At 42.2% G+C, this 25,751-nt stretch carries 20 protein-coding genes and 1 tRNA gene; 16 read left to right on the top strand and 5 right to left on the bottom strand.

What is annotated here, in order from left to right; all coding sequences use genetic code 11:
• Window positions 1–8 precede the first annotated feature (8 nt).
• The 9 genes from W7W_RS0114835 to W7W_RS0114795 all read left to right on the top strand — a co-directional run bounded on the left by W7W_RS0114835 (window position 9) and on the right by W7W_RS0114795 (window position 12,026).
• Entirely contained in the window at window positions 9–2,423 is a 2,415-nt protein-coding gene (locus W7W_RS0114835) for an ABC transporter permease (protein WP_010664496.1), read from the top strand.
• Between the two features lie 139 nt (window positions 2,424–2,562).
• The gene (secDF, locus tag W7W_RS0114830; protein WP_010664495.1) at window positions 2,563–5,580 is read left to right on the top strand and encodes a protein translocase subunit SecDF; all 3,018 of its coding nucleotides are present in this window, start codon (window positions 2,563–2,565) and stop codon (window positions 5,578–5,580) included.
• Between the two features lie 111 nt (window positions 5,581–5,691).
• Window positions 5,692–6,153: a Sec-independent protein translocase subunit TatA/TatB gene (locus W7W_RS0114825; RefSeq protein ID WP_010664494.1), complete on the top strand. Its 462-nt coding sequence runs from the start codon at window positions 5,692–5,694 to the stop codon at window positions 6,151–6,153.
• A 101-nt stretch (window positions 6,154–6,254) separates the two neighbouring features.
• On the top strand, window positions 6,255–7,199 hold the full coding sequence (locus W7W_RS0114820; RefSeq protein ID WP_010664493.1) for a calcium/sodium antiporter: 945 nt from the start codon (window positions 6,255–6,257) through the stop codon (window positions 7,197–7,199).
• Between the two features lie 2 nt (window positions 7,200–7,201).
• Window positions 7,202–7,855, top strand: coding sequence for an ABC transporter ATP-binding protein (locus tag W7W_RS0114815; RefSeq protein WP_010664492.1), 654 nt, complete (start codon window positions 7,202–7,204; stop codon window positions 7,853–7,855).
• 68 nt (window positions 7,856–7,923) lie between these two features.
• Window positions 7,924–8,688: a TIGR02757 family protein gene (locus W7W_RS0114810; RefSeq protein WP_010664491.1), complete on the top strand. Its 765-nt coding sequence runs from the start codon at window positions 7,924–7,926 to the stop codon at window positions 8,686–8,688.
• Between the two features lie 12 nt (window positions 8,689–8,700).
• Window positions 8,701–9,408 carry a tRNA1(Val) (adenine(37)-N6)-methyltransferase gene (locus tag W7W_RS0114805; RefSeq protein ID WP_010664490.1) on the top strand — a complete coding sequence of 236 codons (708 nt, stop codon included), beginning with the start codon at window positions 8,701–8,703 and terminating at the stop codon, window positions 9,406–9,408.
• A 416-nt stretch (window positions 9,409–9,824) separates the two neighbouring features.
• Entirely contained in the window at window positions 9,825–11,294 is a 1,470-nt protein-coding gene (locus W7W_RS0114800) for an MATE family efflux transporter (RefSeq protein WP_010664489.1), read from the top strand.
• A gap of 6 nt (window positions 11,295–11,300) precedes the next feature.
• Window positions 11,301–12,026 (top strand): 2-phosphosulfolactate phosphatase, encoded by a 726-nt coding sequence (locus tag W7W_RS0114795; RefSeq protein WP_010664488.1) that lies wholly within the window; start codon window positions 11,301–11,303, stop codon window positions 12,024–12,026.
• Between the two features lie 291 nt (window positions 12,027–12,317).
• Here the strand turns inward: W7W_RS0114795 and W7W_RS23720 are convergent, their stop codons facing one another.
• Window positions 12,318–12,491, bottom strand: a complete 174-nt coding sequence (locus tag W7W_RS23720) for a hypothetical protein (protein WP_169315026.1) — start codon at window positions 12,489–12,491, stop codon at window positions 12,318–12,320.
• Window positions 12,492–12,686: 195 nt separating this feature from the next.
• On the opposite strand from W7W_RS23720, the gene mutS reads away from it, so the two are divergent.
• Window positions 12,687–15,308, top strand: coding sequence for a DNA mismatch repair protein MutS (mutS, locus tag W7W_RS0114785; protein ID WP_010664487.1), 2,622 nt, complete (start codon window positions 12,687–12,689; stop codon window positions 15,306–15,308).
• Window positions 15,309–15,820: 512 nt separating this feature from the next.
• Here the strand turns inward: mutS and W7W_RS0114775 are convergent.
• Window positions 15,821–15,905: transfer RNA gene (locus tag W7W_RS0114775), tRNA-Leu, on the bottom strand.
• 327 nt (window positions 15,906–16,232) lie between these two features.
• Here W7W_RS0114775 and W7W_RS0114770 point away from each other — a divergent pair.
• The 6 genes from W7W_RS0114770 (at window position 16,233) to W7W_RS0114740 (ending at window position 23,810) form a co-directional block, all read left to right on the top strand.
• Window positions 16,233–17,315 carry a 3-oxoacyl-ACP synthase III family protein gene (locus tag W7W_RS0114770; RefSeq protein WP_010664485.1) on the top strand — a complete coding sequence of 361 codons (1,083 nt, stop codon included), beginning with the start codon at window positions 16,233–16,235 and terminating at the stop codon, window positions 17,313–17,315.
• Between the two features lie 228 nt (window positions 17,316–17,543).
• Window positions 17,544–19,562, top strand: coding sequence for a protein-disulfide reductase DsbD family protein (locus tag W7W_RS0114760; protein WP_010664484.1), 2,019 nt, complete (start codon window positions 17,544–17,546; stop codon window positions 19,560–19,562).
• A 240-nt stretch (window positions 19,563–19,802) separates the two neighbouring features.
• Window positions 19,803–21,128, top strand: a complete 1,326-nt coding sequence (locus W7W_RS0114755) for an OmpA family protein (protein ID WP_010664483.1) — start codon at window positions 19,803–19,805, stop codon at window positions 21,126–21,128.
• Window positions 21,129–21,169: 41 nt separating this feature from the next.
• Complete coding sequence (locus W7W_RS0114750) at window positions 21,170–22,456, top strand: OmpA family protein (RefSeq protein WP_010664482.1); 1,287 nt, start codon at window positions 21,170–21,172, stop codon at window positions 22,454–22,456.
• Window positions 22,457–22,694: 238 nt separating this feature from the next.
• Window positions 22,695–22,886, top strand: coding sequence for a hypothetical protein (locus W7W_RS22310; RefSeq protein ID WP_010664481.1), 192 nt, complete (start codon window positions 22,695–22,697; stop codon window positions 22,884–22,886).
• A gap of 558 nt (window positions 22,887–23,444) precedes the next feature.
• Entirely contained in the window at window positions 23,445–23,810 is a 366-nt protein-coding gene (locus tag W7W_RS0114740; RefSeq protein WP_010664480.1) for a thiol-disulfide oxidoreductase DCC family protein, read from the top strand.
• Here W7W_RS0114740 and W7W_RS0114735 read toward each other — a convergent pair.
• From W7W_RS0114735 to pth, 3 genes are all read right to left on the bottom strand, one after another.
• Complete coding sequence (locus W7W_RS0114735; protein ID WP_010664479.1) at window positions 23,797–24,342, bottom strand: DUF4924 family protein; 546 nt, start codon at window positions 24,340–24,342, stop codon at window positions 23,797–23,799. The genes W7W_RS0114740 and W7W_RS0114735 overlap by 14 nt on opposite strands.
• A gap of 21 nt (window positions 24,343–24,363) precedes the next feature.
• Window positions 24,364–24,753: an RNA-binding S4 domain-containing protein gene (locus W7W_RS0114730; RefSeq protein ID WP_010664478.1), complete on the bottom strand. Its 390-nt coding sequence runs from the start codon at window positions 24,751–24,753 to the stop codon at window positions 24,364–24,366.
• Between the two features lie 207 nt (window positions 24,754–24,960).
• Complete coding sequence (gene pth, locus W7W_RS0114725) at window positions 24,961–25,686, bottom strand: aminoacyl-tRNA hydrolase (RefSeq protein ID WP_010664477.1); 726 nt, start codon at window positions 25,684–25,686, stop codon at window positions 24,961–24,963.
• Window positions 25,687–25,751 lie beyond the last annotated feature (65 nt).

The raw sequence follows: 25,751 nt of genomic DNA, 5'->3' as shown, positions 1-25,751 counted from the left end.
GAGAAATTATGAGGATTCTGAATTATATAAAAATATCGCTTCGTACACTTTTTTTACATCGGGGTTTTTCACTGTTGACACTTCTTGGGCTTTCGGTGGGTATCGCCATGAGTATTTTTGTCCTGGAATATGTTTTTTTTCAGTTTTCTTTCGATAAACATTTTGATCGCTATCAGGATATGTACCGGGTGGTAACTTCCGGTAATATGGAAAATGAACAGGTGAATGCTGCGTTATCACCAATGGTTCTGGCCTCACGATTAAAGCAATATCCGGAAGTGGAATCGGCTACCCGTATTGTGGATGTAGGAGAAGTTCCGGTTCGGAGTTCTTACGCATCTTCATTTGAATCAGAGATTCTTTATGCAGATTCTTCTTTTTTTGATGTGTTTGCTACTTCTTTTCTTCTTGGGGGTCCTCGCCAGACATTTTCAGATTCCTCAGGTGTAATTATTTCCCGTTCGGCTGCCTCGCGTCTTTTTGGAGACAGAAATCCGCTCGGGCAGGAACTTCGGTTCAATCATGATAAAATCTATACCGTAAAAGGGGTGTTTGAGGATGTTCCTCAGAACAGTCATTTGCAGTACGATTTTGTGCTTCCGTTTTCGGTAATGGAGCAACAGTTGAAGGATTATTACGGAGATAGTTTTTCCAGAATGATAGAAAGCTGGTTCTCGCTGGTATGTTATGTTTATGTGAAGATGCAACCTGATGCAGATGTTCATGAACTGGAAAACGCTTTCGCAAACGAGATAAAGGCAGAGATGGAAGAAGAGGACATGGCCATATTCTCCGGGGAACGAAAGACCAATCTGCATTTCAGTTTTCAACCGTTACATCAGATTTATTTGTTTTCCAGTCAGGATTTTGAGATTGGAAAAACCACCAATAAAGCTTATGTGTTTATTTTTCTTGGAGTAGCATTTTTTATTCTGCTGGTTACGGCCTTTAACTTCATGAATCTGACCACAGCACGAGCCCTTGACAGGGCGATGGAAGCAGGAGTGCGGCGACTGTTTGGAGCCAGGCGCTTTCATTTGGCAGGGCAATTTGTGAGTGAAGCCGTATTGTTTAGCCTGGTGGCCTTGTTTTTTGGGTTGGTTTTGGTAGAGTTACTTCTTCCGGTCTTTAACAAACTTTTTCTGGTCGAATTTTTTGACAGAAGTTATCGTCAGTCACTGGATTTTCCTTTGGTATTGACAGTGACTCTTGCTGTCGGACTTTTGTCCGGGATTTATCCGGCTTTTGTTTTTTCCCGCATAAAAGCTTTTCATCTCCAATCAGGATACAGAAGGTTTTCTGCTTATCCGGGATTGTGGGTTCGCGGATTGCTGGTAATGGTTCAGATTTTTGTGGCGGTATTCGTCTCCACCACTGCTGTTGGGATGTATCGTCAGCTCAGCTATGTGAATGAAAAAGATCCCGGTTTTGATATTGAACAAGTCGGGTTGCTTGAACGTGCGGGGCACTTGGGGACAAAAACAGACTCGCTATATGAGGAGATAGGGGAGTTAGATGTAGTGGAAGATGTAAGCAGAATGTATTTCAAGCCGGGAGAGCCGGTTTCTATAATGTCTTTCAGTAGTTCGGATGACAGTAGCCGGCTTTTTCTTTTTGAGGTTTATCCTGTGGACTCGTCTTTTTTCAGGACGATAGGTGTTTCCGCCGAGCAGGGCGCTGATTATATGTTAGGGCCAGGAGATATTGTGATAAACAGACAGGCTGCTCAAATGATGGGAGATGAAGTCATTGGGAAGAGAATATATACCGTTGCCCGGGAAGCCGGAGACCGGATGGAGTTCGGCATATGTGGCATTGTACCGGATATGCACTTTTCAGGCTGGAAGCAGTCATTGCGTCCTGCAGTGTTTATTCCTGCCGGGCCGGATGAGAATCTGACTTCATTTCTTGTCAGGTTTAAAAAAGGTGAATGGGCACAGACTCGTCAGTTACTCAGAGATATATGGATGCAGTCTGAGGTGGGAATCCCTTTCAAAGCCGTCTCTTTTCAAGAGAAGAACAAAGCTTTTTACAGCGAGGATTACCGGTATATGTCACTGGCATGGGCATTTGCGGTGTTGGTGATAATTATCGCTACCCTTGGTATGACAGGGCTGGTTTCCTTTCTTTTGGCCACTCGTCAGCAGGAATTATACCTGCGCAAAATAACGGGATTTCCGGATTTTCATAACATCCGGATTCTGTTTTCCGGGTTTTTCCTTTTTGTATTGTTGGGTATATTGATGGCTTTTCCTGTTTCAAGATCAATGCTGTCGGACTGGTCTCAGGCATTTGTCGTTCGTTATGAGGTGGATTATATATGTTTCATAATTCCTGCATTGGTGATGTTAATTATAGCAGCGGTACTTGTGTTTTTTGGGGCACGACGGTTGTTGGAGAAAATATCCCTTCATCAGTTCTGACGCGTTGGTTTAACTTCCCGGGAATAAAAGAACTATCTGATGCATTAATCTAATAAACCCTAAAGGTTTTAAAAAAAATCAATATATTTGCGCGTTTAGTAAAACGTACATGAATTTGAATTTATAAAAATAGCTACAAATGCAGAACAAAGGAGCGATCAGACTATTTGCCATATTGTTGGCACTGGTTAGTTTGTATCAGTTGATCTTTACCTTTCAGACACGTCGTGTGGAAAATGATGCTGAAGAATTTGCACAGCAGAAAGCCGGTGACAACTCTGAATTGGTAAGTGAGTACAGATTTCAGTATCTCGACTCGATGAAGAGTGAAGTAGTGTATAATTTTCTTTTTGGATTAAGGGAATATACCTACCAGGAGTGTAAAGAACGTGAGATCAATTTTGGTCTCGACCTTAAGGGAGGAATGAACATGATCCTTGAGGTTCGGGTGGCCGATATTGTCCGGGCTCTTTCCAATTACAACCAGGATGAAAAGTTTAATGAAGCCATCAGACTGGCTCGTGAGCGTGAAAAAGAGTCCACTCGTGATTTTATTTCGCTCTTTGGTGAAGCATTTGAAGAAGTGGCTCCCGAAGGTCGGCTTGCTGCCATATTCAATACTGTTGAATTGAGGGAAAAGGTTGATTACAACTCTACCAATGCAGAAGTAATTGAAGTTATTCGTGAGGAATCAAGAGGTGCTATTGATAATGCATTTAATATTCTTCGTACCAGGATTGACCGCTTTGGTGTGGCTCAGCCAAATATTCAGCGACTGGAACAAGCCGGTCGTATTTTGGTTGAACTCCCCGGTATTACTGATCCGGAGCGTGTGCGTGACCTGCTTCAGGGAACTGCCAACCTGGAATTCTGGGAAGTTTACAATCAAAATCAAATTTTCGAAGCATTGATGTCAGCCAATCAGATGATTGCAGAAGTAAATGCTTTGAAACACAGTGATGTTGATACCGCCGATGTAGTGTCGGAAGTTCAGGCTGAAGAAAGTGCTGAAGATGTGGCACTTTTGGATGAAATTGAAGGAGATTCTCTTGATGCAGGAGACGAACAACGCGTTGAGTCTTTGTTCTCTGCTCTTGCTCCCTCAGGACGTCCCTCATCACCGGTTGTAGGATTGGCTACTTCACGCGATACAGGGAAGGTAAATACTTACCTGGCAATGGAGGAAGTTCAGTCTATTCTGCCACGTGATGTGAAGTTTATGTGGACGGTGAAGCCTATTCCCGGAACCGACGCTCAGTACTGGACCAATCAGCAGTTTGATGAAAATGATGAGCTCTTTCAGTTGGTTGCCATTAAAGTCAGCAGTCACGATGGCCGTGCTCCCCTCGAAGGTGATGTGGTTACCGGTGCGCGTGCTGTTACAAACCAAAGTGGTGCTTACGAAATTTCAATGTCCATGAACGGTGAAGGAGCCAAAACATGGGCACGTCTGACCAAAGCCAATATTGATAAGTCGATTGCCATCGTGCTGGACGGTTATGTTTATTCTTTCCCTACAGTTCAAAACGAAATTACAGGAGGTCGCAGCTCTATTACGGGTGATTTTACACCACAGGAGGCGAAAGACCTTGCAAATGTGCTGCAATCAGGTAAAATGCCGGCGCCTGCACGAATCGTAGAAGATACGGTTGTAGGTCCTTCACTTGGTGCTGAGGCAGTAGATGCCGGATTTAAGTCCTTTATCTGGGCTTTTATCGCAGTGCTTATTTACATGATTTTATACTACGGTTTTAAAGCCGGATTGGTTGCCGACCTTGCATTGGTTACCAATATGTTTTTTATCATGGGAGTTCTGGCCGCTTTCAATGCAGTACTTACACTTCCCGGTATTGCAGGTATCGTGCTGACCATTGGTATGTCGGTGGATGCCAACGTGTTGATATATGAACGAATACGAGAGGAGTTGAAAGCAGGAAAAGGGCTGAAGTTGGCCATCTCTGATGGTTACCGGAATGCTTTTTCTGCCATTATTGATGCCAACGTAACAACCTTCCTGACCGGTCTGATTCTCTTTTTGTTTGGTACCGGACCTATTAAAGGATTTGCAACCACATTGATGATTGGTATCGCCACTTCATTCTTCTCAGCATTCTTTATCACCCGTCTGGTTTATGAAAGCCTGCTGAAATCGAAAGTGGATATTAAGTTCGGCAGCGAGTGGACTAAAAATCTTTTTAAAAGGGCTCATATTCTCTTCATCGAGAAACGTAAGTTCTTTTTAATAATATCTATTGCTGTTATTTTGGTCGGAGTTGCATCTCTTGGAGTCAGAGGTCTTCAGCAGGGTATTGATTTTACCGGGGGGCGTTCTTTTGTGGTTCGCTTTGATGACCCGGTTCCTGCAACAGAAATTCAATCCGCGTTGACTAAAACGTTTGAAGGAGCTACCGTCGAAGCCAAAACATTTGGAGGAGACAATCAGATTCGCATCACGACCAACTATTTGGTGGATAGCGATTCCGAGTCGGCAGATCAGGAGGCTGAAACAAAACTTTATGAAGGTTTGAAGCAGTATGTTGGAGCTGATGTGGATCGGGATACTTTCCTGGCCGAGCATCGTATGAGTTCTCAGAAAGTAGGACCTACCATTGCTGCAGACATTAGAAATAAAGCAGGATATGCCATTTTCTTCTCGTTTGTGGTGATATTCCTTTACATTCTGATTCGTTTCCGTAACTGGGAGTTTGGATTAGGTGCCCTGGGTGCTGTTTTTCACGACGTATTGATTGTGATGGGAGTATTCTCGTTGCTTTATTCAATCATGCCTTTCTCGATGGAAATTGACCAATCGTTTATTGCGGCGATCCTGACGGTAATTGGATACTCTATTAACGATACGGTGGTTGTATTTGACCGTATCCGTGAATATCGCGGGTTGTATCCCAAGCGCGATTTGAAAGAAGTGTTCAACCTTGCCATGAACTCGACCATCAGCCGTACATTGAATACATCATTGACTACGCTGGTTGTTTTGCTGGTAATCTTTATCTTCGGAAGTGAAGTTATTCAGGGATTTGTATTTGCATTGATTGTTGGTGTTGTGGTAGGTACTTATTCATCACTCTTTATTGCTTCTCCCATTGCCTTTAATTTTATTGAGAAGCGAATCGCTAACAAAGCAAAAAAGAAGAAATAAGCATTTGATAAGAGTTTGTTAAAATTCTTGGAATGTTAGTTATTTTATCCCCGGTTTGGAGTATCCATACCGGGGATTTTTTTTTATATCTTTGAGCCAAACAATAATGATATGGCAGTATTTCTTTTTGGAATTTCCATGGGCGAGATAATTATTGTCTTCCTGGTGGTGCTTTTGCTTTTTGGGGCCAATAAAATTCCCGAGTTTGCGAAGATGCTGGGAAAGGGAATGAATGAATTTCGTAAGGCCACAGAGGATCTTAAGCGTGAGTTTAATGAGAGTACCGGTGATTTGAAGGAAGACCTGGAGGAGGCTAAACGGTATATTCATGAACAGGGACAAGAAATGAAGGATGATATTCAGCGTGCAGGCGATGAGGTAAAGGAGGATCTTGAGGAGGGTAGAAAGGATATGGAAGCCCGGGTGCATGAAGAAACTGAAGATTTGGCCGGAGGAATTGATGAAACAGCCCGTGATGTGTATGGAGTTACAGATAAGGGAAAAAGAGACGAATCCGGGGCTGTTGATGAATCCTCTGACGAAAGTAAGAATTCTGAGAAAGACAATAAGTAAAAGGTTTCTATCAGTCCTTTTTTAATCGTGTTATTGTCCGGTGTTTTCTGGCACTGGCATAACTTTCTTCTGTTTATTGAAATTTTTAATTGCTTCTTTTTATGGATGTTAATTCCTACTTGTTAGTTTTGATTGGATTTGTGTTGCTGTTTCTTTGTGGTAACTGGCTGGTGCGGGGAGGTTTGGAGTTGTCCCGTCATTTTCATGTCAGTCCTTTGGTTGCCGGACTCACTGTTGTTGCATTCGGAACTTCCGCGCCCGAACTTTTTGTCAGCGTAAAGGCTGTTTTTACCGAATCGCCCGATATTTCCATTGGTAATGTGGTTGGTTCTAATATTGCGAATATTGGGCTTATTCTGGGGGCTGTGGCAATTATATTTCCGCTGGCTGTCAGAAGGACTTCCATTCTTAACGATTGGATGGTAATGATGCTTTCGTATGCATTGTTATTTTTGTTTCTAATTAATGAGGTTCTTGAAGTTTATGAAGGCCTTATTTTTGTTTTTCTCATAGGAGCCTATATTGTTTGGTCTGTCTGGTCTTCCAGACGGCACTCCGCCAAAATGGTGGAAGTCTTTCCCGATCCCTCTTTGAAAGTGATTCAGGCAGTTGGACTTGTGCTTGTTGCTGTATTGGGATTGTATTTTGGTGCCGAGTGGCTGGTGAAAGGAGCCAGTGACCTGGCTATTGGCTGGGGGGTTAGTGAAAGGGTTGTGGGCATTTCCATAGTTGCCTTTGGCACCAGTGTTCCGGAACTTGCCACTTCGCTTGCTGCCGCTTTAAAGAAGGAGATGGATATCTCCATAGGAAATATCATTGGTTCCAATATTTTTAATGTATTCTCTATTCTTGGTATTACTGCTATTCTGAAGCCCTTACAGGTTTCTCCCAGAGTAATTTCTTCTGATATGATCTGGATGACTGTTTTGGCTGTTTTATTGCTTCTTTTTATGGTTCCGCTTCGTAACGGAGTTATTTCGCGGTGGAAAGGGACTATCCTTCTACTTTTCTATATTGTTTATATTTGGGTTTTATTTGTTTCGTAATTATGGTTGAGGGCAGAAATATACAAAAGCAATATGGCGACCTCCGGGTTTTAAAAGGTATTGATTTGAAAATTGATCGGGGTGAAATTGTTACCATTCTGGGATCCAGTGGAGCGGGTAAAACTACTTTGCTTCAGATATTAGGCTCGCTTGATAAACCTACAGGAGGGGATGTGTTCATCAATGGAACCAATGTTAGTACTTTAAAAGGAAATCAGCTTGCCAGGTTCCGTAATGAGCATATTGGGTTTGTTTTCCAGTTTCATCAGCTTTTACCCGAGTTTACTGCTTTAGAGAACTGTATGTTACCCGGATTAATAGCCCGTCGTTCCGAAAAAGAATCAAAAGATCGTGCGCTGAAGTTGCTTAACTATCTGGGGCTATCCGATCGTTTGGAACATAAGCCGGCAGAACTTAGCGGGGGTGAAAAGCAACGAGTGGCGGTAGCTCGCGCATTGGTGAATGACCCTTTAGTTGTTTTTGCTGATGAACCATCAGGGAACCTCGATTCCAGGAACCAGGATGAATTGATGGATCTGTTTGTGGATTTGCGGAAGCAGTTTAATCAGACTTTTGTAATTGTCACTCACGATCAGCATTTGGCCGATAAAGCCGATCGCACAGTTCATATTGTGGATGGTGTGATTGTTGATTAAGTTCCGGCTTCCTTTTTTTGCATTTAGAGCTTTTGCGGATTTCTCTTTTGTTTTGCTTGTTTTTGAATATGACCAATACCAGTGAAATTGTTGATTTTCTTAATGACAAGGCCTCTCATTATGAGGCTCGCTGGTTTATTGATGAAGATCCGGTACAAATCCCCCATTTGTTTACGAAAAAGGAGGATATCGAGATTGCAGGTTTTCTGACGGCAACGCTTGCATGGGGACAAAGACGAATGATTCTCAAAGCTTGCCGGCAATTAATGGAACGGATGGAAATGTCCCCTTATGATTTTTTGATGGAGGCCCCGGATGACGAGTTACAGGTTGCAGATAATTTTGTGTACCGCACCTTTAACAGCATTGATGCCAATTATTTTCTGAAAGCTCTTGCTCATATTTACCGTGAAAAAGGGGGGCTTCAGCAGGTGTTTATTGATGGATACCGTCGTGGTGGAATTGATAAGGCAATCATTCATTTCAGGGAGGTTTTTATGTCTTTCGACCCTCCGGTACGCACCAACAAGCATGTGGCCAATATTCTGAAGAATTCTTCAGCAAAACGCTTAAATATGTACCTGCGCTGGATGGTGAGAACAAACTCTCCGGTGGATTTCGGATTGTGGAGAGATATTTCCATGGCGGATCTCTTGATTCCGCTGGATGTTCACGTTGGAAGGGTTGCCCAGCAGCTGGGATTGTTGAGTAGGAAACAACAGGATTTTAAAGCGGTGTTGGAGCTAACAGGTAAGTTGGCCGGGTTTCGGCCCGAAGACCCCGTTTTTTATGATTATGCCCTGTTTGGCCTTGGGGTTTACGAAAAATTCTGATGGTTAGGAGGTATGTTTAAGTTTCAGCAGTTTACAGTAATACAGGAGAATGCCGCCATGAAGGTTGGAACAGATGGAGTGTTGCTTGGAGCCTGGACTCCTGTTGATCTTCAGCCCGCAAAAATTCTTGATGCGGGTACTGGAACAGGCCTGGTGGCATTAATGTTGGCACAGCGTACCCGTAATGCAATGATTGATGCCGTGGAAATTGACGATGCAGCCTGCGTCGATGCCCGAATCAATTTTGAAGCATCTCCCTGGAATGATCGACTAAATCTCTATCATGCATCTCTTCAGGATTTTGCTGAAAACAGTGCCTCTTCTTATGATTTGATTGTCAGTAATCCTCCTTTCTTCAGCGGGAGCATGAAAAATGAATGTTCCCGCAAAGCAACCGCACGGCATGATGTATCACTGACCGCAGAGGATCTGCTGGAAGGTGTGAATAAATTGCTTTCTGTTGATGGTGTTTTCTCTTTGATTCTTCCGGTTTATGATTATGAGAGCTTTAGGTTGAAAGCTGCTTGTTCCGGGATGTATGAGCAAAAACGCCTGATGGTGCATCCCAACCCAGGTAAACCCGCTAAAAGGGTATTGTCAGTGTGGACACGCAAGCAGGTGAATTTACCTATAATTGAAAGTCTTGATGTTGAGGAGTCCAGGCATAAATATACTCCCGGTTTTAAAAATATTGTTTCCGGTTTTTATCTTGCATTCTGAAATTAGTTTTGCTTTTTAGAATTTTTTAAGGATAGGATGATAACCTGAAAGCAATGACTTTTTTATGACTTGATAGTTTCCCGATTGAAATGAGGATGGAGCTTTGATTTCTCCCTCGGCTTTGCCGTTTTGTTTACAAAGACAACTACCACAATAGGGTATGTATAAAAGAATCACGAATTTCATCAGACCAATTAACTTATAATGATTTTATACTGAAGAAATGAGCATGGTAACCATTGCCGCAAAACAATATGGCTTAAGTTTATAGTTGCGTGTGGATGTTTAAAGATTGCTTCGGGCAACGCCCGAAGCAATCTCTAATTGCAAAAACGTTATTTTAAACCATAGTCAATAATGTGTGTAAGTTGCTGTATTCGAGTTTTATCCGGCATCGATAAGCAAATTTTTTACGGATGAATATCTTTTTTCATTCCGGAATTTGTTTTGTCAGGCATTCGAATTCGCTGGTTGGAACAAAACGAATATCTTTGCAGGTCATTTCTGATATCATGAATCAAAACAACATAATCAAAGAAACCTATTCCCGGCATTACGTGCCAAATCTTATTTTGGCCATGCCGGTAATGCTGGCTCAGGCCGGCCAGATGGTTGTGGTGCTTGCCGACAACCTGATGGTTGGGCAATTGGGCACGGTTCCACTGGCTGCAGTCTCCTTTGCCAATACAGTTTTTGTGGTGGGGATGGTTTTTGGACTGGGTATGGTCAACGGATTGACCCCTCTTGTGGGAAAAGCTTATGGAGGTGGCAATAAGCAGTTGGCATCTTCATGGTTTAAGCAGAGCCTGTATGCATTTCAGGCTGCAGGACTTGTCCTCACTTTATTGTTGTGGCTGGTTGGATACCTGATGCCTTTTATGGGGCAGCCGTCCGATGTGGTAGAGGTAGCATTGCCTTACTACAGAGTGTTGGTGGTCTCAATGATTCCTTTTGTGTTGTTTTTTACGTTCAAACAATTTGCCGAGGGTTTGGGAAATACCCGTATTGCGATGGTTATTACGGTTTCGGCCAACCTGCTGAATATATTTCTGAATTATATCTGGATATTTGGAAAATTTGGTTTTCCTGCTTATGGAGTAATGGGTGCGGGATATGCTACCCTTACTGCCCGTATGGTGATGCCATTGCTTTTTATGTGGGTCTATTTTAAGTTCGATTTTTTCAGGTACTATCGCCGTCATATCGGAGAAACCAAATTTTCCTGGAGTAAGAGCCTGCATCTGATGCGGCTTGGGCTTCCCATTGGAGGGCAGCATTTTATCGAAGTTTTGTCTTTCAGTCTTGGAAGTATAATGATGGGATGGTTAGGTGCTGCTGCTCTTGCAGCTCATCAGATTGTATTGAGTTTTGCCAGTTTCACCTTTATGGTGGCTCAGGGAATTGCTGCAGCCACCACGGTGAAGGTCAGTCAGTTTGTGGGGCAAAAGCGTTTTAATGCCTTGCGAGCAACGGTTTTTGCTTCTCTGCATTTGGTGCTGGTGTTTATGGGAAGTGGTGCTGTTCTTTTTATATTCGGCCGCAACTTCATTCCGGGTTTGTTTATTGATAGCGGGGAAGTGATAACTATTGCCGCAGGCCTGATGATTGTTGCTGCAGCGTTTCAGCTTTTCGATGGCTTGCAGGTGACCATGCTGGGAGCTTTGAGAGGGTTGGAAGATGTGAACCTTCCTTTTGGGATGTTGGTGGTGGCTTACTTTGTTCTTGCACTTCCGGTGGGGTACTTTTTTGCCTTTACCCTTGACGTTGGCCCGGAGGGTATTTGGTATGGTTATCTGCTCGGTCTTTTTTCTATTTCGATGTTCCTTTTGCTGCGATTCCGATGGCTGACCAGAAATATGCATCTTTCCGAAAGACCCCAAAAATAAAACGATATGCAAACAATAGACGTAATAAATTCGGTGACCGAACTTTCCGATGCCCGTGTTGCCGGAAAAACTGCGGTGGTAATTGATGTACTTCGCGCTACATCTGTGATGGTGACTGCTCTTTTTTACGGAGCAGAAAAAGTGATTCCGGTGCTTTCCAAAGAAGAGGCGTTCTCTTACCGTCTCAATAATTCCAAAGAGACTGTGATTCTTGCAGGGGAAAGAGATGCTGATCCCATAGAAGGTTTTGATATGGGAAACAGTCCATTGGAATTAATACCGGAAAAGTTATCTGAGGCTACTTTGGTGATGACAACCACCAATGGTACCAAAGCCATTCGTAAAGCCCAAACTGCCGGGTGCCTTTTCATTGCATCATTCTTAAATGCCCGGGCCACGGCAAATGCTTTAACAGAGGCGGAAGAGGTGGTTTTGATTGCATCAGGTACCAATGGAGCTTATTCTTTAGAAGATGTTTTGTGTGCCGGCTACATGGTAGAACTTTTCATGCAACAAGGTCATCCTGCAATATTTACTGATGCTGCATTGGGTGCATTGAATCTTTATGAGAACAATAAAGCAGATTTCCCGGGTATATCAGTGAGGGGCAGACATTACAATATTTTGAAGCAAAAGGGACGTGAAAAAGATCTTGATTATTGTTTTCGCAGAGATGTGCTTGACATTGTATGTGTAAGAAACGGGGAAAAAATTGTCCTTCGGTCGGAGTGATGAGTGATTTTCCTGGGAATTTATGGTCTTTATTGATGGACCTGTCTTTCTTTTAGCCAAAAAAAAAGTGACAGATTTAAACCTGCCACTTCAGCCTGGTTTATTCATGAGTTTTCGTTATGAGATGTTTAAATACCAATAAATTCAGGCAACCGCAGAGAAAATTGATAAAGTAAATAGTGAACTATTTTCAAGTCAATTTTATTGAGGACGCCTGAATTTAGCAGGTAGTTGAACATCGTAATAGATAATTTATGAATAATCCAGGTTAGTTCAAATGCTTTCAGTGTCTCACTCTTCAACCTTTTTATTCAGCAAGATGTGAGCAGCAATACCCCCAATAATTAATAGCAATGAAACAATCAGGTAAATGTTATCGATGTAATTGTTCATTGCATAAACCCCCAAAATTACAACGGCGGCAATAATCATCAGTATTCCAAGGTTCTTCAGAAGATATTTCATAACATGTAATTTTGATTACCTTTTCTTATTTTGAATGCGAATATAAAAATATTAATTGAATCGGGGATTTCAAAATTAAAGATTTACAAATACAGGACAGGTAAAAAACTTTTTTGCAATCGCTACGGTGTTGATTCTCTTTTTATCTTTGTGGGAAATTCGCAATTTAGGTAGAACTCCGAAAACCATAGTTTCTTGGCTAAAGATAAAAAAAATATTGTTCAGACTCCCCTGATGAAGCAATACTACAGCATAAAGGGGAAATATCCCGATGCCATTTTGCTGTTTCGTGTAGGGGACTTTTATGAGACTTTTTCTGATGATGCTGTAAAAGCGGCTGAAATATTAGGTATTACATTGACCAAACGTGCCAATGGTTCAGCGTCTTCTATCGAACTGGCAGGATTCCCCCACCATGCGTTGGATACTTATCTTCCAAAATTGGTCAGGGCCGGACAGCGCGTGGCTGTTTGTGATCAGCTCGAAGATCCGAAACTGACTAAAAAGATTGTCAAAAGAGGAGTAACAGAATTGGTGACTCCGGGAGTTGCCATTAATGACAATATTCTGGAACATCGGGAGAATAATTTTTTGGCTGCTGTACATTTGGATAATAAAGCTGCCGGAGTAGCTTTTCTGGATATTTCTACGGGTGAGTTTCTTACTGCTGAAGGACCTTTTGATCATATTCAGAAATTGGTATCAGGGTTTAAACCTAAAGAGGTATTGTTCGAGAAACAGCGAAAAAGTCAGTTTGCTGAGTTGTTCGGCTCCGGTTACTATACATTTGGTCTGGATGACTGGGTCTTCACTGAAGAGTCCGGACGGGATCGTTTATTGAAACATTTTGAAACAAAATCACTGAAAGGTTTCGGGGTGGAACGATTGAAGCTTGGGACCATTGCAGCCGGAGCTGTTTTACACTACCTGGATCTGACACAACATCATCAGATCAAACATATTTCCAGCCTTTCGCGAATCGATGAAGATAAATATGTCTGGTTGGATCGGTTTACCATCCGGAATCTGGAGATTTTTTCTTCTGTGAATGAGGGAGGGCGATCCCTTACGGATATCATTGATCATTCAGTTACTCCAATGGGGAGTCGTTTGCTCAAAAGATGGATTGCACTTCCGCTGAAGGACGTGCAGCCTATTAAAGACCGTCAGTCGGTGGTCGAACACTTTTTTAAAGATCCGCAGTTAAAAATGGATCTGGAGAGTCAACTTCGTCCTGTGGGAGATTTGGAACGTCTGGTTTCAAAGGTGGCTTCCGGTCGGATTACCCCACGGGAAATGATTCAGATGCGCAATGCATTAAACAGCATTGAGCCCGTTAGGGAGTTGTGTCTGCATGCAGATAATGATGTGTTAAATCACATTGGGGGCCAGTTGAATCCTTGTGTCACAATAAAAGAGCGAATCGAAAAAGAGATTATGCCCGATCCTCCCAATCAACTGAATAAAGGGAATGTGATCAGGGAGGGAGTTTCCAAAGAACTGGATGAACTTCGACACATCGCTTTCTCAGGTAAAGACTATCTGAATGAACTTCTGAAAAGAGAAACGGAGCGGACCGGGATTACAAGCCTGAAAATAAGTTTTAATAATGTTTTTGGATATTACATTGAGGTAAGGAATACCCATAAAGATAAGGTTCCTGATGATTGGATCAGGAAACAAACTCTTGTAAATGCCGAAAGATATATTACGGAGGAATTGAAAGAATATGAGGCCAAGATTCTCGGAGCCGAGGAGCGAATGTTGGTTTTGGAAACCGAGCTGTTTAATGCGCTTACTGTGGCACTGGCCGATTTTATTCCTGCCATCCAGCTCAACTCTAATTTGCTTGCACGAATCGACTGTCTGGTGGGTTTTGCATCACTGGCTGCTCAGAATAATTATGTGCGTCCGGTGATTACTGAGGAGGATAGCCTGGATATTAAGGCCGGACGTCATCCGGTAATTGAGAAACAACTTCCGGCTGGCGAGGAGTATGTACCCAATGATGTTTATCTCGACAATGACAAGCAGCAGATTATAATTATTACAGGGCCTAATATGGCTGGTAAGTCGGCCTTGCTCAGGCAGACTGCACTTATTGTTCTGATGGCACAGATTGGAAGTTTTGTGCCTGCCGAAAGTGCCACCATCGGAGTGGTTGATAAAATTTTTACACGTGTGGGGGCTTCCGACAATATATCATTGGGAGAATCTACTTTTATGGTGGAGATGAATGAAGCTTCCAGTATTTTGAATAACCTTACTCCGCGAAGCCTTGTTTTGTTTGATGAATTGGGGCGAGGAACCAGTACATATGACGGAATTTCCATTGCCTGGTCCATTGTGGAATATATTCATGAAAATACGCGGGCCAGAGCCAAGACCTTGTTTGCCACCCATTATCATGAACTCAATGAGATGGAGAAGTCTTTTCCCCGTTGCAAAAATTTTAATGTCTCGGTTAAAGAGGTGGATAATAAAGTGATTTTTCTTCGCAAATTGGTTCCAGGAGGCAGTGAGCATAGTTTTGGTATTCATGTGGCACGTATGGCCGGGATGCCGCCCAGTGTTGTGAAACGTGCCAATGAAATTCTTGGCGAACTGGAAACCAACAATAGGCAGGGAGGTATATCTAAACCGGTAGGAGATCTGGCTCAACACAGGGAAGGTTTTCAGCTTAGTTTCTTTCAGTTGGATGATCCTGTGCTTCAGCAAATAAGAGATCAGATTGTTAATCTGGACATTAACAATCTGACCCCTATGGATGCTCTTAATAAGTTGAACGAGATTAAGCGGATTTCCGGATTAAAGTGATTTTGTTTTTGGGGCCGCGGGAATAGATCCCCAGGGAATAGGATGGGGCGCTTCTATGGAGCTTTGGGGGGCTTGTTTTATGGTGCCATAGGTACGGTACATTTTATTGTCAGGGATTTTAATCCCGGGGCTTTTGTTTTGTTCGGTGATGTTCTTCCTGGTTTTGTATGTACCGGAATACCTTTTGAATATGTGATCGGTTGCAAGTGAAACAACCAAATCCCTGTTGCCATTCAAAACGATGGTTCAATTAATTAGTTTCGTTTAGCTATTTGGAAGATTATGCTTTAACTATTTTCATCAAATCTGACACGGCCTATGTTGGTTTAAGCGCTATAAAGCAATGAACATGTTCTTCAACTCCCTTGACAAAATGTTTATGCAACCTGTTTCATTCATTAAGTTTCCCATTGCATAAGGTAAGAAAGTCAAATTGGTTTGATTTAAGGAAAAGTGAATGAGGGTCGGTGTTTCACCAAATGTAAAAAGGCCGGTAAAAACCGACCTTTTAGTACCCGGAGCGGGACTTGAACCCGCACGGCCGCAATGGCCACTGGATTTTAAGTCCAGCGTGTCTACCAATTCCACCATCCGGGCGGATGTGAAATCCTTTAAATGCGGTGCAAATATAGTTTTTTCAGTTGTTCTCTACAACATTCGGTTGGTAGTTTTTTGCTTTTATTCTTCGTGAATTTGTAAACGATTGAAGAAGTGGGTATTATTTTTTTAAGAAAAACCACCTTTTTCTAAAGGTTGTGTCGGTGTTCTTTAAAATTTTTTGGTGAAATAATTGTTTTCAATCCCCCTGTTTTTGCATAAAATGTGGTGAGTGGTTTTATGGTGGGACGAATGAATGATGCGAATTGAACACCTTATTTTAAAAAGTTGTTCCTTTGTGGAGAGTTTTAAATCCAAAAAAGAAATATGACAAAACAAATCTATTCGGTAATAAAAGGAACCGGTTCTTATGTTCCTCCGAGAATTGTAAAGAATGAGGATTTTTTGCAAAATGAGTTTTATGCTCCTTCCGGTGAGCGGATGAATAAGCCGACAAAAGTTATTATTGAGAAGCTGAAAGAAATTACTGAGATTGATCAGCGCAGACATGTGGATGATCAGTATGTGTCTTCTGACATTGCTGCCTTTGCTGCAGAAAAGGCAATCCAGTCGGCGGGTATTGATAAGGAAAGTCTGGACTATATTATTGTAGCCCATAATTTCGGAGATGTCAGTAAAGAAACCGGGCGTACGGACATTTTGCCTTCCCTGGCTTCCAAGGTAAAGCATCAGCTTAAAGTAGAGAACCCGTTTTGCGTGGCATATGACCTTTTGTTTGGATGTCCGGGATGGGTGCAGGCACTCATTCAGGCCGATTTGTATATCAAAACCGGGGAAGCCAAAAGAGTATTGGTTATCGGTGCAGAGACATTGTCGCGTGTTTCTGATCCTCACGATGTGGATAGTATGATCTATTCCGACGGTGCCGGTGCTGCTGTTGTTGAAGCCAAGGAGAGTGATGCTCCGGTGGGGATTATTTCTCATATTTCCAGAACGGATACCCTCGACAATGCTTTTCTTTTGAGTATGGGGCCATCCTACAATAAAGAGCTTGATCCACGACATCAATATCTTAAAATGAATGGACGGAAAGTATATGAATATGCATTGCATACAGTACCGGCAACGGTAAAGAAGTGTCTTGAAAAAGCGCAAGTTGATATTACAGAAGTAAAAAAGGTGTTGATTCATCAGGCCAATGCTAAAATGGATTACGCCATTCTGGCAAGGTTGTTTAAACTATATGGGTTGCGCGAAGTTCCGGAATATACCATGCCCATGACCATCGCCAAACTGGGGAATAATTCTGTGGCTACAGTCCCGGTTTTATTTGATATGCTGATGGAGAAAGAGATTGAAAATCACCGGTTGAAATCGGGTGATCACTTTGTCTTTACTTCTGTGGGAGCCGGAATGAATATTAATGCGATTGTTTACAGAATGCCATAAGATGAGATGAATTTGTTTTAATGGCCTGCTTTTTGCGGGCGTATTTTGACTTTTTGGGGAAAATTGCTTTGATTGCCGAAATGGGTTTTCAAAGCAATTTTTATTTTGTATTAAATATTAAACAATACACATATGTAAAATAGTGGTTGTTTTTCGAACACATTGTATATTTTTGTGTTTGCATTTTATGAATAAATTTGAGGTTTAATTAGTCAAAGTATATAACGCATGAAAAAAATAAGTCTGATTTTCTGGGTTTCGTTGATATTTAGCGGGATAACGCTTAATGCTCAGATTCTGGAACCTGTCAAGTGGGCCTTTTCACTTAATCAGTTGTCGGAGTCAGAATACGAAATTATTGCTGATGCTACCATTGAGGAAGGGTGGCACTTGTATTCTTCTAATATTCCTGAGGGTGGGCCTATTGCCACATCTGTAACTCTTGTAAACTCTGACAATCAAGTTATGTCAGGTGATTTGCGGGAGGAGCCTGAAGCGGATGTTCAGTATGATCAGGCTTTTGATATGGAACTGTCGTGGTTTTCCAATGAGGCCCGACTGATTTTACCGGTAACTATTTCAGGTACTAACGTTGTTGAGCTGGAAGGATATGTGGAATTTATGGCCTGCGATGATGAGCAGTGTCTTCCTCCCGACCGGGTTGATTTTTCTTTTACCCTTGATGGAAAGGCAGATGTTGCAGAGCAAACCTCTGTGGTATCCGAACCAGATAAGGCGGTAGAGAATGATGTGAACGTTACCTTACAGGGTAAAGAAGAATCTGTGAATAATTCCGGAAATGGGGATGACTCAGAAACCCGGGGGAACTGGACCATTTTCTGGCTCTCATTTCTTGGCGGATTTGCAGCCTTGCTTACTCCTTGCGTGTTCCCCATGATTCCAATGACTGTCAGTTTCTTTACCAAGCAGAGCAAAACAAAAGCTTCCGGCTTTAGGAATGCTATTTTTTACGGGGTTTCTATAATTGTTATTTATGTTATTCTTGGAACTGTTGTAACAGCTGTTTTTGGAGCAGATGTTCTTAATGCATTATCTACCAACCCCTGGTTTAATCTCTTTTTTGCAGCACTGCTGATTATTTTTGCCATCTCCTTTTTTGGGGCTTTCGAAATTGTGTTGCCCAATTCCTGGGTCAGTGCGGCAGACAAAGGAGCCGATAAAGGAGGGCTGATTGGTATCTTCTTTATGGCCTTTACACTTGCTTTGGTTTCGTTCTCTTGTACCGGGCCTATCGTGGGGACTCTGATTGTTCAGGCGGCCTCGGTAGGCGGAATGGCTCCTGTTATCGGCATGCTTGGTTTTTCATTAGCATTGGCTCTCCCGTTTGCTCTGTTTGCTGCTTTCCCTGGCTGGCTCAACTCTTTGCCCAAATCGGGGGGGTGGTTAAATTCTGTGAAAGTGGTTCTGGGATTTCTTGAACTGGCCTTTGCCTTTAAATTTCTGAGTATTACCGATATGGTTTGGGGACTTCATGTGTTGGAACGTGAGGTGTTTATAGCTATTTGGATTGCCATATTTGGTGGTCTTGGATTCTACCTGATGGGAAAAATACGGTTGCCGCATGATTCACCCATGGAACACTTACCGGTTTCCCGTATGATGCTCGGCCTCGTGGTTTTTGCGTTTACCATTTATATGATTCCCGGGTTGTGGGGAGCTCCTGTTAACCTGATTAGTGGATTTCCACCACCCAATAATTATGCGGAATCACCTTATGGTGTCGGCAATAAAGCTCCCGGGAGCGGAGGTGGAAGTGCAACTCCTTTAAGTGAAGATATGCACCTCGGACCGCAGGGGATTCCGGCATTCGATGACTATGAAAAGGCTTTGGCCTATGCGAAACAGGAGAATAAGCCTCTTTTATTGGACTTTACCGGAAAGGGGTGTACCAATTGCCGCAAAATGGAGGATGCTGTTTGGTCGGATCCCACTGTGAAAGAGATGATCGCCAACGACTATGTTCTGACTTCGCTCTATGTGGATTACCGGGAGAAACTACCAGAAGAAGAACAGTATGTTTCGTCGGTTACCGGGAAAAAAATCAGGACGATTGGAAACAAATGGAGTGATTTTCAAATCTCGCGTTTCCAAAGAAACAGCCAGCCCCATTATGTGATTCTCGGGCATGATGAGAAGCCTCTGGTTGAGGAAAGAGGTTATGATACCAATATCCAGGACTATATTGACTGGTTGAAGTCGGGGTTAGAGGCGTTTGAGAATCGGTAATAAAAAGATCTGAGATCTTCCGGGAGTTTTTATTGGATAATCTATTAGCAGAGGGTTGATTTTTGGTAAAGCCGAAAGTTGATCCTCTGCTGCATTTTGGTCATTTACAAAAGCAATAAAGTTCATTAATCTACACTAACATATTGTTGGTAAAAATAATCTTTACCTTGGGTTTTTATTCCTTTAGCTTTGACAGATAAAGTAGTTGTACTTTGAATCTGACCAAAATCTGACCAAATAATGAGGAAAATACTGTTTATTATTTTTATATCCGCGTTTGTGTGTATTTCTGCAAACGCACAACAAATCGACTTCTACAATCTCGAAGAAGAACAAATTTATAATCCTTCCAGAAAATACAATACATGGTCGGTAACAGCCGGAATTGGTCCTGTTGTTTATTATACGGATGTGGTTGATTACACCGTTTTTCCTTCCCAGAACTGGAAGTTTGGCCCCTCTATTCTTGTCGGCAAGCAGTTGGGCAGGCCATGGTCTGTAGATGCCCAGTTTCTTATGGCAGATATGTATGGGGAGAAAAATTCTCGCTTTTTTGAAGGGGATTTTTACGATCTCACACTAAATCTTAATGTGAGTATTAATCAATTGGTTTTGTTTGGTCCCATTCGTGACCGATTGAATATCTATGGTAAAATTGGTTTGGGGGTTAATTATTTCAGAGCCCGTCAAAGAAATATTGAAACAGGCGAATGGATTACCGTAGGAGATGTCCATGGTGGAACTCCCGGATATCCGCGCCCCTACGGCTGGTCTGATGATGATTTTCTGGCCATTGGGTATGAAAAGGACAATCCGGAGGAGAAAACCGACAGGGGCAGTGAAATGGTTGTTCCCATTGGTTTGGGAATCGATTACCGGATTAATAAAAGCTTTGATGTAGGATTTGAATTAATGTTAAGAAATCTCAGTCAGGATAATCTGGATGTAAATCTAACGGGTGCTGACAATGATTCTTATATGTCCAATTCAGTGACAGTTACATATAAAATAGGTAAAAAAGACAAACGTCATGCCTTGTGGACCTATAAGGATTTTAACATGGGATGGCAACGTAATCGCAGGGTGGATCCCAATGCACAGAAACTTGACTCTCTGCGTCAGCGGTTGGAGGAAATTGCGGCCAATGATTCTTCGGTTACCGATACTACATTTATTTATCGGGAACAAATTGAATATCGAAAAACTCTTGCAGCTTCCGTGTTTTTTGACTTCGATAAGGCTGATATAAAAACGGATGCCCACAAAGTTATTGCCGTTGTAGCGCGCTTTATGAAAGAACACCCTGAAGAGGATATTCTTGTTCAGGGATACTGTGATGAACGTGGGGCAGATGATTACAATATCAGACTTAGTCAGAGACGATGCAATGCTGTGGTGGATGTCCTGGTAAATGATTATGGCCTGGACGAAAACAGAATAAGCACTGAACCAAACGGGGAGGGTAAATTGCTTTCTGATACCAAGAAGCTTGCACCACGGGGAGTCCATATGGTGAATCGAAGGGTTGATATCTTTTTGGTCAGAGAATCGAATATTGAAGAATGAAGCTCCATATTGTTCGGTCATTAAAGTTAAACCACCAGTTCATGAGAATTTTCGGGATTATTATATTTATATTTTTTGCCACATTTGTTTCTGAAGGTCAGAATCGACGTGATTCCTTGTTTGTTTTGACACCGGATATGATATTCTCTTTCGGACAAAGCTATAACTCCTGGTCTGTTAGTGCAGGTTTTGGCCCGGTTTTTATGTATGCGGATCAAAGTGGATACAGTCTGTTTCCGAATGAAGAAGTTGATTTTGGTCCTTCCCTGCAGGTTACAAAACATCTGGTTCCTGCCTTTGCTTTTGAGATGCAATACTTGCAAAGCGATATGTTTGGACGGCAGGGCGATTATGGTTTTCGGGGTGACCTGATGGATATTTCCATCAACGGAATTGCGATTATTAATCAAATGTCTGCTCATCCGGGACCAGTCAATGATAAATGGAATTATTACCTGAAGATTGGCGTGGGAGCCACGCTCTTTCGAAGTCGTTTATTCTCCGTAGAGACAGGAGAGGTGGTCCGGAGAAGTCAGTTATACAATAGTTCTAATCCTGATTATGTGGTGTTGGGATATGATGTGAAAAATCCGGAAGAGAAAACATCACGGGCTACTGATATTGTTTTGCCTTTTGGTGCAGGTCTGATGTATCGTATCAATAACCGGTTTGATGTGGGAGTGGAGAGTATTCTTCGTTTTTCCGCTTCTGATCGTCTGGACAACATTCTTACCGGGGCAACCAATGACAGATATTTATATACATCACTGAACATCAGTTATAAATTTGGAGATAAGGATCGGCGGCATATGCGGTGGACATACCGGGCAGAAGGGATGGATGTATTCGGGAGACCTCAGGAGGATCCATTGTTAGCTGAAATCCGCCAGCTGGAAGAAGATATTGACATTTATGAGGCAAACCGTCCGGTGCATAAGGATTCGGTTGTAATCACCGAGACATTAAGAGTTGTTTACGATCAGTACAATGTTAGAACCATTTTCTTTCCTCCGGGACACATTCGTCGTTTTAGTCCTGCAGATCAGTTGTTGATGGGCCGAATTGCTGTGGAATTGAATAATCATGACGATAAAAAATTAACGCTCTATGGTTATGCCGATAGCGACGGGGATTCTGAAAAAAACATGGAAATTAGTCGTGAGCGCTGCCTGGCTGTGAAAGAGTATTTTGTATATGAATTGGGGCTGAATCCCGGCAGGATTAGTATTGTTCCTTTGGGAGAGGAGAATCCGCTTTCCCCAGTGAGTGACTTGTCCCCACGTGGTTTAAAGATGGCCAACCGGCGGGTCGATTTGGTTGTTGAATAACGAATTCAACAGGGATTGACAACTAATGGCCTGCTACCACAGGTGTGACAATTTTATGCGTTGTACCACTTTTTTCTTTTGCCCAATGCTCATTATCTGATTTTACAATTTTCTTCCATTTGAACATTCAGGAATAATTGACTGTTGCATATAAGACAAAAATGTCTTAAATTGTTGCTACGTTCTTTTATGTGAAACCTGAAAGCTGACAAACAGACTTTCAAAAAACCTTTTGCTTATGGTGAGATTTGAAAAGTTGTATTGCAGAAAAAGGCTTTTTGACCGTGATTTTCTTTATGGGGTTTCCCAAAATGGCGGGTTTGTGAAAGATCCGGAAGCGTTTTTTTCAGGACCTGCTGAGAATTCTTCTCCCGATAGAGAGGTGGATGAAGATACATGTCGGGGAACTGATGAAGAAACTGTATTGTAAAACTGTTGTTGGACATGGCCTGGTTTTCAGGTTTGGTCCAACTTTTTTTATTTATCAGGTTTTATTCACATTTCTCCAATTCTCTATGGTACTTGTATTAACCTACCTTATACCAAAAACAGGTAAGGTGTAAACAGGCTGAATCCCTAAGAGCAATAGCCCAGAGCAACGCCTTGGGTCTGGAGTTATCTCCAATATTGGTCGCGTTGCGACCAATAAAGAGAAGGGAAATTGATTTATTCCAATTTTCCTGAGGTCTTGCCCCAGACTATTGCTTAAAGAACTTCGGCCTTTTAAAAACACAGCCTCATTTTGTCAAAGCGGCAATATGTATTTCCCTAAAAGGAAAAAGCCTCGCTTATGGGAGGGTTGATTAATTCATGAATTATCTATTACAATATCCAACTATCTGCGGAATAAAAGTGTACTCATCAAAATTGACTTGAAAATAGTTCACTATTTGCTACTTCAAATTTGATTGTGGTTACGTGTATTTCTTGATGTTTGCACATCTTACAATGATAATCATGAATAAACAAGTTTAAATAATTAATTTTAATGATTGTACTCTTCGATGGTTTTTGTGTCTTGTGCAGTGGTTTTGCCAGATGGCTTAAAAGACAGTATTCAGGCAATATTCAACTTAAAGCTATGCAGTCGGATGGAGGCCAGGAACTACTTAAGTTGTATGGATATTCTGTCGATAACCCGGATGAAGTGGTGGTTGTTGATCAGCAGGTTTCCTATTCGGGTGCTTCTGCAGTGCTATATATTCTGAAACATGGAGGACGACTCTCCCGTTTTCTCTATTTTCTGCTGAGGATGATCCCCAACAGCTGGATAAAAGGACTCTACCGGCTGGTGGCTAACAACCGGTATAAGTGGTTTGGTCGCCGTGCTTCCTGCACCGTTATTCAGGATTGAGCTCCCCCTTTTGATCTTCCCGGTATTTGGCCGAAAGCATGGACAGGGTTTTTCCAAATACTTTCAAAGCTTCATTGGTTCCCTCTGAAATTTCTTTTCCTTGTAATTTCAATACAAATGCATTATACATGGCAGCCAGCATTAACTCTATATCATGCTCGGGCCGGGGTTGCATTTTCTCTTCCAGTTCTTTAATCAGTGGGACAGCTTTCATAAATTGATGCTGATATGCCACCTCCTTTTTTGAATGCATAAGAGCAATGTGCAGCCGGTTCATGTCATTCACGGTGTTGGTAATCACTTGCAAGTGTCCTGACTGTTCTTTTTTCTCATTTCGCATCATCTCCACAAGGTTTTCATACCATTCTTCCAGCTCTTTTTTTGTTTCTTCGGGCTGCTCATACTGCTTGATAATGGTTCCCCTGATGGTGTCCATATTTAGGCCGGAGGCTCTCAATAGATCTTCAATTTGCCACATATACAGGACGTAACCTGCGATGTCACTATTTTTTTTATGTCTTGATATAATCATAATCCGGATTGAATAGTTGGTTTAGCTCAAATCGTTTTTTAAATTATCGAGATCTCGACGGTCCTTTTTTGTGGGGCGTCCTGTTCCTTTGGGGCGGCTAAGTTTTTGGGTCATTCTGGCCATATCCAGCAAGTCGAGTTCTTCTTTTGGAGTGATGTCTTCAAGAAAATCAGGGACCAGTTTGGCACCCATTCGCTTTTCTGATAAATCCAACACCTTATAGGTTTTTACTGCAGGGGGTACTTTGATTGATATCTTATCTTCCCGTCGGATCATCCGTGACGACTTCACCGGTTGTTCGTCAATGGTAACTCTTCCTTTTTTGCAGGCTTCCGCTGCCAGACTTCTGGTTTTAAACAATCTTACGGCCCACAAGTATTTGTCTATTCGTACGCTTTCAGTTTTGTTCATAGCAGATTGCTTAGAGGTTGTCTATAAATTAAGCAAAGTTTGTTTTTAGTCATGTGTAGGGTCAGAAAGTGCCAATTGCAAGGCTTGCGACCGCGTGCCGCCTAAAGCTTTAGCGGTGGCGCAAGTCGCCAAAAGCGTAGTTTACTTACGTAAATGAGTATTTTGGCGGCAAGCGTAACGCAGCAAGTGGTACTTTATGGAAAGACACTACTTATTGTTGTAATGGCTCATGGTTTGTGCAAGACCGATGGTTCCAAAACCTTTGATGATCTCGATGGCTTTGTCTATTCTTTCTGGCAGAGCAACTTCTTCGTCCCTGTCCCAGGTTCCCAATACATAATCAATCTGTCGGCCGCGTGAATAATTATCTCCGATGCCGAATCTGAGTCGGGCATATTGGTTATGTCCCAATACCTGGTTGATGTTTTTCAGTCCGTTGTGACCGGCATCGCTTCCTTTGGCTTTGAGTCTGAGCGTACCAAAAGGCAAGGCCAGGTCATCCAACACGACCAGCAATCTTTCTGCTGGTATCTTCTCCTGTTTCATCCAGTAATTGATCGCTTTTCCGCTGAGATTGACATATGTCGATGGTTTTAACAATACGAATGTGCGTCCTTTGAATTTATATTCCGTTACATTCCCATAGCGGCTGTCCCTGAATTCAATATTTTCCTGTTTGGCCAGTTCGTCTAATACGTCAAACCCAATATTGTGGCGGGTATGTTCATATTCCCGGCCTATATTCCCAAGTCCTGTAATTAAATATTTCACGCTATTGTCCGATTCTTTTTCTGCCGGTTGCAGCAGTTGTTTTATTTTTTCAAAAAGCCCCATGCTTATTTTACTTTTGTTTGATGTCATCGGCAAATGTATCAGGTAAGGAGCTTCCGGTAACAGAGATAAAATGCCCTGTGTTGGGTTTGACTCAATCATCTTTTTTTGAAGCCTTGTGGGTGATTCCGGGTTTTAGAAATATTATGATTCTGAGTTACCTGACA

Origin of the sequence: Marinilabilia salmonicolor JCM 21150 (assembly GCF_000259075.1) — a bacterium.
GTDB classification, from domain to species: domain Bacteria; phylum Bacteroidota; class Bacteroidia; order Bacteroidales; family Marinilabiliaceae; genus Marinilabilia; species Marinilabilia salmonicolor.
Note: the sequence above shows the minus strand (reverse complement) of the source record. Positions and strands in the feature narration are given on the sequence as shown.

Coding starts and splice junctions, on each gene's coding strand:
- W7W_RS0114835 (WP_010664496.1), top strand. CDS start 9: ATGAGGATTCTGAATTATATAAAAATATCGCTTCGTACACTTTTTTTA.
- secDF (WP_010664495.1), top strand. CDS start 2,563: ATGCAGAACAAAGGAGCGATCAGACTATTTGCCATATTGTTGGCACTG.
- W7W_RS0114825 (WP_010664494.1), top strand. CDS start 5,692: ATGGCAGTATTTCTTTTTGGAATTTCCATGGGCGAGATAATTATTGTC.
- W7W_RS0114820 (WP_010664493.1), top strand. CDS start 6,255: ATGGATGTTAATTCCTACTTGTTAGTTTTGATTGGATTTGTGTTGCTG.
- W7W_RS0114815 (WP_010664492.1), top strand. CDS start 7,202: ATGGTTGAGGGCAGAAATATACAAAAGCAATATGGCGACCTCCGGGTT.
- W7W_RS0114810 (WP_010664491.1), top strand. CDS start 7,924: ATGACCAATACCAGTGAAATTGTTGATTTTCTTAATGACAAGGCCTCT.
- W7W_RS0114805 (WP_010664490.1), top strand. CDS start 8,701: ATGTTTAAGTTTCAGCAGTTTACAGTAATACAGGAGAATGCCGCCATG.
- W7W_RS0114800 (WP_010664489.1), top strand. CDS start 9,825: ATGAATATCTTTTTTCATTCCGGAATTTGTTTTGTCAGGCATTCGAAT.
- W7W_RS0114795 (WP_010664488.1), top strand. CDS start 11,301: ATGCAAACAATAGACGTAATAAATTCGGTGACCGAACTTTCCGATGCC.
- W7W_RS23720 (WP_169315026.1), bottom strand. CDS start 12,491: ATGAAATATCTTCTGAAGAACCTTGGAATACTGATGATTATTGCCGCC.
- W7W_RS0114770 (WP_010664485.1), top strand. CDS start 16,233: ATGACAAAACAAATCTATTCGGTAATAAAAGGAACCGGTTCTTATGTT.
- W7W_RS0114760 (WP_010664484.1), top strand. CDS start 17,544: ATGAAAAAAATAAGTCTGATTTTCTGGGTTTCGTTGATATTTAGCGGG.
- W7W_RS0114755 (WP_010664483.1), top strand. CDS start 19,803: ATGAGGAAAATACTGTTTATTATTTTTATATCCGCGTTTGTGTGTATT.
- W7W_RS0114750 (WP_010664482.1), top strand. CDS start 21,170: ATGAGAATTTTCGGGATTATTATATTTATATTTTTTGCCACATTTGTT.
- W7W_RS22310 (WP_010664481.1), top strand. CDS start 22,695: ATGGTGAGATTTGAAAAGTTGTATTGCAGAAAAAGGCTTTTTGACCGT.
- W7W_RS0114740 (WP_010664480.1), top strand. CDS start 23,445: ATGATTGTACTCTTCGATGGTTTTTGTGTCTTGTGCAGTGGTTTTGCC.
- W7W_RS0114735 (WP_010664479.1), bottom strand. CDS start 24,342: ATGATTATATCAAGACATAAAAAAAATAGTGACATCGCAGGTTACGTC.
- W7W_RS0114730 (WP_010664478.1), bottom strand. CDS start 24,753: ATGAACAAAACTGAAAGCGTACGAATAGACAAATACTTGTGGGCCGTA.
- pth (WP_010664477.1), bottom strand. CDS start 25,686: ATGATTGAGTCAAACCCAACACAGGGCATTTTATCTCTGTTACCGGAA.